Source organism: Vibrio sp. 970, assembly GCF_033339075.1.
The window spans coordinates 1-621 of sequence record NZ_JAWOTW010000492.1 but is presented as its reverse complement, the minus strand read 5'-3'; the positions used below and the strand labels follow the sequence as shown (position 1 = coordinate 621).

The window sequence follows — 621 nt, the reverse complement described above, 5'->3', positions numbered from 1 at the left end:
GAACTTGATCTATCTGCGTGCTTTCTCGGCCAGATTTTGTAGCCATGCAGAGAGCAATTGCGGCCACGCCGCGACAGGCAAACCTTGTGCATCGCGAATGCCAAAACCGTGTTTACCTTGCTCAAACAAGTGCATTTCGGTCGCGATTTCGTGCTGGCGAAGTGCTTGCCAAAACACGATGCTGTTTTCCACGCTCACGGCAGTATCGTCACTGGCATGTAAAAGAAAACAAGGCGGCATGTCTGACGTCACCTGTTTTTCTAGCGAGAATCGGAGAAGGTCAGATTCACGTTCCAAATTAGCCAGTAACTCGGCACGCGAGCCCATGTGCGCAATATCGGTGTTCATACTGATCACCGGGTACATCAAAGCGCAAAAATCGGGCTTGGCAGATACACGGTCCGCCTCATCTTGAAGAGGATAAATATCCAATGCGTGACTCGTCGCTAAGCTCGCTGCAACGTGTCCGCCAGCCGAGAAACCTAAAACACCAATCGTTGATAAATGCGACGCTAAAGGCAACCGACGCACCAACCGCATTGCTCGCTGCGCGTCCGCCAGTGGCGTCCAAGCTCCAAATTCATGCCCTTCATTTGGCATGCGATAGGTCATCACAAACAC

At 51.7% G+C, this 621-nt stretch carries 1 protein-coding gene; it reads right to left on the bottom strand.

Annotation, left to right across the window (positions count from 1 at the left end; translation table 11 throughout):
* Window positions 1-9: 9 nt before the first annotated feature.
* Window positions 10-621: alpha/beta hydrolase (locus tag R7Q11_RS27490; RefSeq protein WP_225467148.1), on the bottom strand; the 612-nt coding region annotated here is incomplete at its 5' end.